Genomic DNA, 10,604 nt, shown 5'->3' on the forward strand with positions numbered 1-10,604 from the left:
ACCTCGTTATCGATGTGCATAGCGGCGGTAACCTACCGGATAATATTAATGATTATGCCTTTATTGTGCAATGTGGTAGTTGTATGCTTAACCGCAACCAAAGTTTGTATACACTTAATTTATTAAAAGAAAAAAATATTGCCATAACCAACTTTGGCCTCTTGCTTAATTATTTAAATTAGTTTACATTAAAAATAAATTATCATAGATAATGATAAAAAGGATAAAAAATGAAAACATTATTAGTTTATTTTAGTAACAAAGGCCACACCGCTAAGGTGGCAGAAGCTCTTGCAGGCCAAGTAGATGTATTAAAGCTAGAAAGCCTTAAGCCGTTTGGGAGCGGTTTTTTCTTTAATTTAAAGGCGAGCTTTGCCGCTATGACTGGAGCAAGTTGGCCTCTTAAAGAATATAATATTGATTATTCTGCTTACGAGCGTATTATTTTAGCCAGCCCTATTTGGGTAAGCCGCATTAATCCTTTAATGCGCACCTTTATTAAGGCAAACGCCGAGCAGCTTAAGACCAAAAAATTGGCTTTTATTACAGTATCGGGCGGGCCATTAACCAGTTTTGGCGATTTTACTAAAGTTTTTGGTGAACAGCCCAGCCTTAATTTATGGAGCAAAACCATTAAAGAACCTAACCTAGTTACCGCTTGGTACGCTACGCTTAGCGAATAACCTCTTTTAATCCCCTTTGTTTTGTTATGAAGGGGGATTAATTACCCCTTTAATACAGCAAATAAAAACTTAGTGTTATAATAGATAGGTAGATAAATATATATGTTGTTAATAAAAGAAAAATATGCTATAATATGGCCAATGGAGGTATTATTATGGGAAACATCTCGACTAGGCTTATTGCTAGCTTTGTTATTATCATAATAACTTTTATTGGCATAGCCCTTTACTATAGCGACACCTTTACCAAACTTGAGCACCTTCATTCCTCTAACCTCGATAACATTGTTATACGTTCAATACAGGTAATGGAAATTCATCAACAATTCACCGAATACCGCTGGTTTAATCGGAGTACCTTTTTTGACACAGACTGGCGCACCGAAAACGAAACTAACGAAGAAGTATGGCGTGCCGCCGAACTATTTACGACCAGCTTTTACCAACGTATCTTAGATGTTGCTGATATTTATATATTAAGTGTTATAACCGATGATTTACTTGATGATGAGGCCAGGGATACTAGAATGCAGCTTATGGGAGAGGTTGTGTTCAATATAAATACCTCCTTTAACCATATTACCCAGCGCTTTTTTTGGGACGGCGAAAGAACCTACAACTTTCAAGGTATTCCTAGCCTTCACGCCGATACCGCCGCTATTATTCAGGAGCTTGTTGGCCTTGCTGGTGAGATAAGAGATGAAATATCTACAAGAATTTTCTATATGCAAAGGCGAGCGCAAGTAACTTTAACAGCTTTGTTTGCTCTTATAATGTCTATAGTTATTGTAATGGCTTTTTCAACGATAAAAAGCTTTAGAAGCCGTATTAAAGAGGTAGAAGACAAAGTTGAAAAGATAAAGCAAGGCGATTTTACCAACTATCAAAATGGCAATAATGAAATTTCGCACCTCTTTATCGATGTTGTTACCATTTTCGACAAACTTATTAGCGATATAAAACTTGTTACCCTAAAGGGAACGGGGCAAGATTTTATTGATACTACCCCCTATCAAGGCAAATACCTTGAGGTAGCGCTCTCTGTAAATAATCTTACCAGTGAATTTACCGAAATACAAAGACAAGAAAAAGAGTCGAACGAACGCTTTAGGGTTATGCTAGATAGCGCCCCTATCGCTTGTTTTTTAATTACGAACGACTTTGTGGTGCTTGATTGTAACTACGAAGCCTCTAACTTATTTGGCCTTACCAATAAAGATAATCTTAACGCCGATATGGAACATATCGTTGGCACGCAAAAAAACCATAAGATATTGTTAGCTATTCTTAAGCGTGCCCTTTTAAATAAAGACAATAAATATTGCGAGCTAGAGTTACATACCCTAGATGATAAAATTATTCCTTGCGCTGTTTCGATGGTAAGCTTTAAACTGGGAAAAGAACAGGTAGTGGCCGCCTACTTTGCCAACCTTACCATCATAAAAGCTATAATGGAAGAGGAAAAAAGGGCGCTAGATGCCGAGCTAAACAGTTTAACTAAAAGTAAGTTTTTAGCGCGTATGAGCCACGAAATTCGTACGCCTATCTCTGCCGTTGTGGGAATATCCGAAATTCAGCTGCAAAACTCAAGCCTGCCGCTAGAGGTTGAAGAAGCCTTTGCCAAGATTTACAACAGCGGCCAAATCCTGCTAGGCATTGTCAACGACATCCTCGACCTCTCCAAAGTTGAAGCCGGCAAGATGGAGCTTATTAACAACCGATATGAGGTGGCCAGCGCGATTGCCGATACGATACAGCTTAACATTGTTTATATTGGCAGTAAACAATTAACCTTTGTGGTAGATGTTGACGAAAATATGCCGGCTTATCTTATAGGCGACGAGCTGCGTATTAAACAGATACTTACCAACTTGCTAAGTAATGCCGTAAAATACACCGAAAAGGGTTCGGTTACCTTTATGGTCTCATCTTTAGGTACCAATGATAAAGGCATAGCTACTATAAAAATAGATATTATCGATACCGGTTACGGCATGACCAAAAACCAGCAGAAGGCTTTATTTGATGAATACTCACGTTTTCATGAAAAAGAAAGCAGAACTATACAAGGCATCGGCTTAGGTATGCCTATCGCTTTAAACCTTTTAGAGGTTATGGGCGGCGCTATAGAGATAAACAGCGAGGTAAATAAGGGTACGCATATTACCTTGTTTATTCCTCAACAAGTTGATGGCGATAAAACTATCGGCCCAGAAACGGCAACGAATTTAAGAAAATTTAATACCGACAGCAGGTATCAGGCTAAAAAATTTAATTTTATTCCCGAGCGTATGCCCTATGGCCGTGTTCTGATTTTTGATGATATAGAGACCAATTTGTATGTAGCCAGCGGGTTAATAGGGCATTACAAAATTCAAACTGAAACCTGCAACAGCGGTGCGGCGGCTATTCACAAGGTGGAAGAAGGAAATGTTTACGATATTATCTTTATGGACCAAATGATGCCGCAGATGAATGGCACAGAGGCCGTAGCTATTATCCGCAAAAGGGGTTATACCGGGCCTATTGTGGCCCTTACCGCCAATGCGCTGGTGGGCCAAGCCGAAGAGTTTTTGAAGAACGGCTTTGATGGCTTTTTATCAAAACCCATACAAACGGCTCACCTTAACGGCGTGCTTAAAAAATTTATTAAAAATAGGTACCCGGAAGAGGCGGCAGCTATAGTACAGCAAAAACCGGAAGAAGCCGTTGATACCGAAGCCTTTTTAAAGGAATCGGGCTTTTACCTAAAAGCCTGTAAAGATTTTGTTCGCAGCCAAAAAGATATTATCGCTGAAATTACCGCCGCAGCAAAGACAAACGATTTTAAAACGGCCCATCGTTTAGCCCATACTTTAAAGGGCTTTGCCGGTATCCTTGAGGAGAAAACTTTGGCTGCCGCTGCCGCTAAAGTTGAAGCCGATTTAGCCCAAGAGATTATCAATGAAGATACTATAGCCCAGCTTAGCCAAGAAGTTACGTTGGCGCTGGCTAAAATTCAGAAAACTATCCCGGAAGATTTAACGGAGCAGCCGCAGGTGATATTAGATAAAGGCAAAGCTAAAGAGCTCTTTGACCGTTTAGCAAAGTTATTAGAGGCTAATAACTTTGGTGCGCTAGAATTTTGTGAAGAGCTTTTAACTATTCCGCAAAGCGCACAGCTTATCGAACAAATTGAAAATGTCGACTTTACCCTTGCAAGTAAAACACTTACGGAATTAAGAAAAACTTTGGAGGTATAACCATGACAAATTTAACTAATAAAAAACAATGCATTTTAATAATAGATGACAGCCCTGTACAACTAGCGGTGCTTGGCCATATACTAGCGCCTTCCTACGATGTTATGCTGGCTAAAAATGGCGAACTAGGCCTTAAATTGGCCGAAGAAAATAACATCGACCTTATCTTACTCGATTTAATTATGGAAGGTATGTCGGGCTTTGAGGTATTAGTTAAGTTTAAAGAATCGGCAAAAACACGGGCTATTCCCGTTATCTTTGTAACGGGCAGCGATAACATTGAGGACGAACAGAAGGGTTTACAACTTGGGGCAGTTGATTATATACGTAAACCCTTTATTGAAGAAATTGTTATCTTACGTGTGGGTTTACAGTTAAAGCTTATTAACCAAATGAAGACCATTGAAAATTTTAGCCTTACCGATAGCCTTACCGGTATTTGTAACCGCCACAGCTTTAATAAAACTATTCAAGAAATGTGGCTTACCGCCGCTGAAAGGCATGAACCTTTAAGTATGCTTGTCTTAGATATTGATAAATTTAAAAATTTTAATGATAAGCATGGCCATTTAAATGGCGATATTTGCCTAAAAACGGTAGCCCAAGCTATACAAAGTTATGTAGATGGCGGTAAAGGCCACGCTTTTAGGTGGGGCGGCGAAGAATTTGTCATACTCCTTCCTGCTACAGAGATAGACAAAGCCTTAACCATAGCCGAAGAAGTTAGAGAAAAAATTGCTGCCACACCGATACAGCTTAGGGAAGAAACTTGTTTTGTAACGGGAAGTATTGGGGCCGGCTCTATAAAGCCTACAGCTAATCTCAGCTTTGATGATGGCTTTAACAAATTTTACACCAATATCGATGAAGCTTTATACCAAGCCAAAGAGAATGGCCGTAACCGAGTTGAGCAAGCGCAAGTTTTATAGCTCTTTTATTATTTTTTGTAAAACACCGGCTGTTATTACCTCGCTAATATTCTCTACAAAGTGAATATTCTCTGGTTTATCACTAGCAAGACTGCCTCTTAAAATAATGGGCATTAAATCGTAGTCTAGTGAACCTCTATAAGTTGAAAGTACACAATATTCGGCGCAATAGCCGGTAATAATTAAGGTATCAATTTGTTCTTGCTGTAAATATTTAAGTAAATCGGTTTTATTAAAGCTATTACCATAGTGTTTAATTATACGTTTCTCTTCCGGTAATGGCTTTAATAAATCGATAACTTCAAAACCTGCCGTACCTTGCTCATTGCCGTCTTCTTTGTCTTCGTCTTGTATCCAAATAACTTTTTTATTATTTTCTCTAAATAAATCTAGTGCAAAATTAATGTAATCACTAGCCTTTTGCATAGATAACTCGGTTTCGCCCACATAAAAAGCTTTTTGCATATCAATTACTAACAAAGCTATTTTCATAAATTTTCCTTTTTTTACTTATTAAAAATTATATAATGAAGCGGCAAATAACTCCTTCACTTTAGCCTCATCATTTAATAATAATCCAATCAAAGTGCAGCTAAACTCGGCGGCCGTACCGGGCCCTCTACTAGTAATTAATTTACCATCTACCACTACCCTTTCCTCAAGGTAAGTACCAAAAGGCAGCATTAACTCTTTAAAGGCCCTGTTAGGAAAGCTGGTAAATTTTTTATCTTTAAGTAAATTTGTTTTACTAAGTACCACCGCCGGTGCGGCACAGATGGCCGCCACATAACCACCGTTTGCCGCTACCTCTTCTATAAAGCTTATAACCTTAGGGTTACCCGCTAAGTTAGCAGCGCTGGGCATACCACCCGGCGCTATTACAGCAACATAATTATTAGCTTTAATTTCATTTAGAAATAAATCGGCCACAAAAGTTATATGGTGATTACCGGCAACTTCTCTAACATTATTTGCGCTAATTAAATGCACTTCAAGGCCGGCACGCCGCAAAAAATCGGCCGGTGTAACGGCCTCTACTTCCTCAAAACCATCGGCTAATAATACAGCTACTTTAAGCATAACTATCCCCTAAAGCGAAAATTCGGCAATTTCATTATCTACCCATAACGACACGCGTTTGGTAGTAAATTTAATCACACAGTAATCGGGAGCAGTTTTATCGCCATAAATATCTTTAAACCAATCTAACCAGTATTTATCTTTGCTGGCTTGGTCGGTAAGCACTTCGGCCTCGCCCACAAGGGTGATGTTATCACTCTTAGTATAACAACAAATACTGGCCTTATTATTTTTTTGCAAACGTTTTTCTTTATTGGCCCCGATATTGGTAGTAAAGTAAAGCTCGGTAACGTTATCCGGCCTAACTAATGACACCGTCGAAACTGAAGGGAACCCATTTTCATCTATCACCCCCACACTAGCCGTAGTGCAGTTTTTAATAACATTATTTGCTTTTTCCAAAATTTTTTCATTCATAATATTTTTCCTTAATAATAAAGTTTATTAAATTGTAAATTCGGCAGCTTTGTCTTCTGCTCCAAAATATAAATTTGCTCTTTTAACAGTAAATTTAATAACACAGTAATTTGGGTCGGTTTTACCGCCGGTGTAATGCTCTATAAACCACTCTTGCCAGCATGTATCTTTAGTTGCTTGGTCAGTAAGCACTTCGGCCTCGCCCACAAAAGTAATGTTATTTTCCATATTGTAGTAAGATACACAGGCTTTATTACTTTTGGCTAAACGTCTTGCTTTATTACTATCGGTACTGGTAGTAAAATATAGCTCTGTAAGGCCTTCCATATCGGCCAACGATATAGCCGATGATGAAGGATAGCCGTTTTCATCTAACACCGCAAAACCCACATTGATGACCCCATATTCGGCATCTTTACTATCTTTAATAATTTTAATAGCCTTTTCCATCATTAATTTATCCATTTTAATTTCTCTCCTATAAATATTTATATTTAAAATAACGAGCTATCAACACCACTATCTTCTAGCAATTTCAAATGCTTATCTACTCTATCTTCAAAAATTTTAATAATTTCATCTGGATTACTATAAAGTTTTAAATAAAAATTGTCATTTAAATAATAAAGCCGTTGCTCAAAATTTTTATCACGAAAATTAGTTTTACTTAAATAATCATCTAAAGCCGGTATTCCTGTCTTATCAAAACCATATCTAAGACCAATTAACTCCTTATCATAGGTAAACCAAAGAGCAAGTTTTTTCCAGCTATGATGATAAAAATAAAACCACCAGCTGCCGTCCATAAAATAGTCAAGATGACTTGATAAAACCAAATTTTTTTTATCGGCTATATCTTGCATTAAAGGCACAAAACGCTCTTTAAAAACGACAAATTTAATTACATCTACCCGGCCGGCAAGGGTAAAAATAACCTTAAGATAATTTTCTTTTCGGGTAATGGTTTCTACCCATTCCTCTTCCATTTCGTGGTCGGTAAGTTTTTTAAAAAACACAATATAGTGCTTTAACATTGTATATAACAAAGGATTACCTTCAGCTGCACGCCGGCAAAATTTAAGCCATTGTAAATAAGATTCCGGCTGTATAAGATGTGCCCCGGGAAAGGTGTCATCTTCGGCGCCTCCTTCCCCATAAAGCGATACACTAAATACATCACGGCCCGGATGCTCCCTATAACCATTAAGCTGCTCTTGTAAAGTGCCGGCCATAAAGAGTTTAGATACCACTATCTTTTGTTGCTTACCGTTAAATAAAGAGATGCCATCTTCTTTTTCAATTTTTAAATTTACATCATCAAGATAAAATTTATCTTTAGGAATATTTACTATTTTTAAAAATAATTGTAAAAAACTATCACCTTTACTGTGTTTGCCGTTTGGGTTTAATAACGTGGCTAGCATACGCAAATGCACATCTTCTTTAATAGATAAATCTAACAATCCAAAATTATCAAATTGCTTTACGGTTTCTTGATTAAATCTTTCAAAATCTTTATTAAGCTCGGCAAGCTCTTGGATAAATGATTCTATTTTTTCCAAACCGCTTTACTCCTTTACCGCTACTACAATCATTCTTTCGGCATTATTATCGTAATTAATTCCTTGCAAATTACCAAAAAACTGTACATAACTAAAGCCGGCCTTTGTGAGCAACTGCCCCATCTCTACCGCACTATAAAGTTTGTGAGCGAAGGTGGTTTCGGTATATTTCCCGTCTTTTAAATAACCCCAGCGGTTTTGCACTCGGCTCCAGTTATCTAATATTTCGGCCATTACCAACATAATAGAGCCATCTTGGCCATCAAAGCATTGACTTTCGATAAAATTTTTAGCCAAAGTTTCTTTCCCTTCTATATCAATTAAAAACTTCCCGCCGGGTTTTAAACTGCGATAAACATTTTGCACTACTTTAAGCTCTTCGGCCGGCTCTTCAATGTAACCAAAGCTGGTAAAAAAGTTATAGATAAAATCGAAGCTGTTATCTAAATAAAAATTACGCACATCGGCTTCGTGCCAATTAATATTATAATCATGCTTTTTACTTTTAGCTTGAGCAATGGCTAAATAACTTTTAGATAAATCTACCCCGCTTACTTTATAACCTAACTTAGCAAACTCGATGGCATGACGGCCAAAGCCACAACAATGGTCGAGCACCGTCATACCTTTACGCAGGCTGCATAAAGTAACCATCTCTGCCACATCTAACGAGGTGCGGTTAAGCCTGTCTGGGTCAAACATCATCTCTTCAAAATTAAGCCAAAAATTGTCATCATCAAACCATTCTGTCATTAATTAACCCTATTTTTCCTCTTATTATTGTAACACGGTTTCAGCCTTAAGTCAACTAAAATAACTAATTAAACTTAGCGAAATTATGAAAAGAAATCGATTTTAACTGGTTTTAGCAGCCGATAAAGTTTACGGCTAACTATAATAGCCACTAAAACAACAAATAAAATAATAAAAAAACTGTTTAAAGATGAATAAACTAAGCTATCGAATACCGTATGAATAAATATGGCATAAATTAAGCCATATTTATAACTCACTAATATTAACGATGTAAGCAAATGCAAAGGTAAAACGGTTATTAACCTTATAAAAATTATATCTAAGCTTGAGTTTAAATGTAAAGTATTTTCGGCAAAAGAAAAAGTTAAAGCTAAAATAATGACTAATAATAATTTATCGTTGATAGCAGCTTTTTTATTATTTAAAGCTAAACAACAAATAAAATATTTAGCTGCTACCTCCGGGATAGCAGTTAGCAATAAAATATCTAAGACGGTAAATAAATTAAAATCTAAAATATTAATTATAAAATTAAATAAAGCAACTATTAAAAAATAAATAAACCCTAAAGCTAAAGCTTTAAAAAAAAGTTTAGATTTCTTAAAAATAAAATAAGTTAAAATAAACAATATTAAATTTACTGTAGTTAATACAATTAAATTAATTACTAAATTAATAATGCACCTCTATGACTCTATTATAGCACAAATTAACCAATTTGTATTATTTTTTAAGCAATATCATAAGCCAGCACAACTACAGCTATTTTACTTGCACCCATTTTATAAAGTAATTTAACACATTCGTTACAAGTAGCGCCGGTAGTTAAAATGTCATCTAGTAAAACTATCTTTTTTGGAACTTTATTTACTTTTAATTTAATAGTACCTTTAATAGCTTCCAGCCGTTCGGCACGATTTAACCCCTTTTGTTCTTTATTGCTTTTCTTAATTAAATATTTATTAATTTTAAAACCCTTATGATTAAGATAACTCAGCAAAGCTAAAAAACTGCTGTTACGATTACTGGTAGGGGCAGCCACGATAGCATAACCATCATTAATATAACTTTGCAGGGTATCCTTTAGTGCGGCGGCAAAATAATATTTTAAATTATAAAAAGACTTAAATTTAAAATTAATTAATAACTGCCTAATATCATCTTTATAGTAAAAAAGCGGGACAAATTCATCAAAATAATCGTGGTTAAGCTGTTTATTAAGCTGCTGTTTGGTTAATTTCTCGGCACAACTAGGGCATACAGCGTAGTTATTAGCCATAAGTTTACTGCATAAACTACATTTATTGGGGAATAAAAAGGTAATAACTTTTTTAAAACTAATTTTATAACGTTTCATCTACTGTAGCGGTTAAATCGATAGCCCCTGTCGTGCCGGTAATGGTTACCTTTACCACGTTACCGGCCGTTAAATGAGCGGCGCTTTCGATGAGGGTAAGGCCGTCAACCTCTGGGGCTTGGCTATAAATACGGCCTAAATATAAATTACTGCCTTTAATGGGTTCTTCAATTAAAGCATCGTAACTATGGCCAAGATAACGTTTTAATTGATTTCGGCTAATAATTTGCTGCTGCTCGTTAAAAATACCTAATCTTTGCTTAGCTAACTTACTACTTACCGCTAAATTTTTATTACCGGCCTCTTTGTAGGCAGCCGTTCCTTCTTCGCGGCTGTAGGTAAAACCGGCGGCATAATCGAGTTTAGCTTTGTGGATAAAATTTAATACATCATTAAAATCTTCTTTCGTCTCTCCCGGGAAACCAAATAAAAAGGTAGAACGAATAACTGCTTGAGGCAGTTTGGTTCTAATAGCATCAATTAATTTGAGATAACTTGCGCTATCACCATTACGGCCCATATTTTTTAACACTTTACTGCCGGCATGCTGAAAAGGTATATCAAAGTAAGGTAAAAAG

At 36.4% G+C, this 10,604-nt stretch carries 13 protein-coding genes; 4 read left to right on the forward strand and 9 right to left on the reverse strand.

Annotation, left to right across the window (positions count from 1 at the left end):
- From FWE37_07725 to FWE37_07740, 4 genes are all read left to right on the forward strand, one after another.
- The coding region (locus FWE37_07725) for a hypothetical protein (GenBank protein ID MCL2520866.1) at positions 1 to 182 on the forward strand (182 nt) is incomplete at its 5' end.
- Positions 183 to 230: 48 nt separating this feature from the next.
- Complete coding sequence (locus FWE37_07730; GenBank protein MCL2520867.1) at positions 231 to 683, forward strand: flavodoxin domain-containing protein; 453 nt, start codon at positions 231 to 233, stop codon at positions 681 to 683.
- Between the two features lie 155 nt (positions 684 to 838).
- Positions 839 to 3,925 carry an ATP-binding protein gene (locus tag FWE37_07735; protein ID MCL2520868.1) on the forward strand — a complete coding sequence of 1,029 codons (3,087 nt, stop codon included), beginning with the start codon at positions 839 to 841 and terminating at the stop codon, positions 3,923 to 3,925.
- Between the two features lie 2 nt (positions 3,926 to 3,927).
- Positions 3,928 to 4,854, forward strand: a complete 927-nt coding sequence (locus FWE37_07740) for a diguanylate cyclase (protein ID MCL2520869.1) — start codon at positions 3,928 to 3,930, stop codon at positions 4,852 to 4,854.
- Here the strand turns inward: FWE37_07740 and FWE37_07745 are convergent.
- From FWE37_07745 to FWE37_07785, 9 genes are all read right to left on the reverse strand, one after another.
- Positions 4,849 to 5,346 (reverse strand): isochorismatase family protein, encoded by a 498-nt coding sequence (locus tag FWE37_07745; GenBank protein MCL2520870.1) that lies wholly within the window; start codon positions 5,344 to 5,346, stop codon positions 4,849 to 4,851. The genes FWE37_07740 and FWE37_07745 overlap by 6 nt on opposite strands.
- A 21-nt stretch (positions 5,347 to 5,367) precedes the next feature.
- On the reverse strand, positions 5,368 to 5,934 hold the full coding sequence (locus FWE37_07750; protein MCL2520871.1) for a DJ-1/PfpI family protein: 567 nt from the start codon (positions 5,932 to 5,934) through the stop codon (positions 5,368 to 5,370).
- Positions 5,935 to 5,943: 9 nt separating this feature from the next.
- On the reverse strand, positions 5,944 to 6,351 hold the full coding sequence (locus tag FWE37_07755) for a pyridoxamine 5'-phosphate oxidase family protein (GenBank protein MCL2520872.1): 408 nt from the start codon (positions 6,349 to 6,351) through the stop codon (positions 5,944 to 5,946).
- Positions 6,352 to 6,378: 27 nt separating this feature from the next.
- Positions 6,379 to 6,816 (reverse strand): pyridoxamine 5'-phosphate oxidase family protein, encoded by a 438-nt coding sequence (locus FWE37_07760; GenBank protein MCL2520873.1) that lies wholly within the window; start codon positions 6,814 to 6,816, stop codon positions 6,379 to 6,381.
- Positions 6,817 to 6,845: 29 nt separating this feature from the next.
- Entirely contained in the window at positions 6,846 to 7,913 is a 1,068-nt protein-coding gene (locus FWE37_07765; protein ID MCL2520874.1) for a PD-(D/E)XK nuclease family protein, read from the reverse strand.
- Between the two features lie 6 nt (positions 7,914 to 7,919).
- Positions 7,920 to 8,666 (reverse strand): class I SAM-dependent methyltransferase, encoded by a 747-nt coding sequence (locus FWE37_07770; protein ID MCL2520875.1) that lies wholly within the window; start codon positions 8,664 to 8,666, stop codon positions 7,920 to 7,922.
- An 83-nt stretch (positions 8,667 to 8,749) separates the two neighbouring features.
- On the reverse strand, positions 8,750 to 9,298 hold the full coding sequence (locus FWE37_07775; GenBank protein MCL2520876.1) for a hypothetical protein: 549 nt from the start codon (positions 9,296 to 9,298) through the stop codon (positions 8,750 to 8,752).
- A 101-nt stretch (positions 9,299 to 9,399) separates the two neighbouring features.
- Entirely contained in the window at positions 9,400 to 10,026 is a 627-nt protein-coding gene (locus FWE37_07780) for a hypothetical protein (protein MCL2520877.1), read from the reverse strand.
- A partial coding sequence (locus FWE37_07785) for a radical SAM protein (protein MCL2520878.1) occupies positions 10,013 to 10,604 on the reverse strand: 592 nt, incomplete at its 5' end. The genes FWE37_07780 and FWE37_07785, both read right to left, overlap by 14 nt.

The organism is Spirochaetaceae bacterium, from assembly GCA_009784515.1.
Classification (GTDB): domain Bacteria; phylum Spirochaetota; class Spirochaetia; order WRBN01; family WRBN01; genus WRBN01.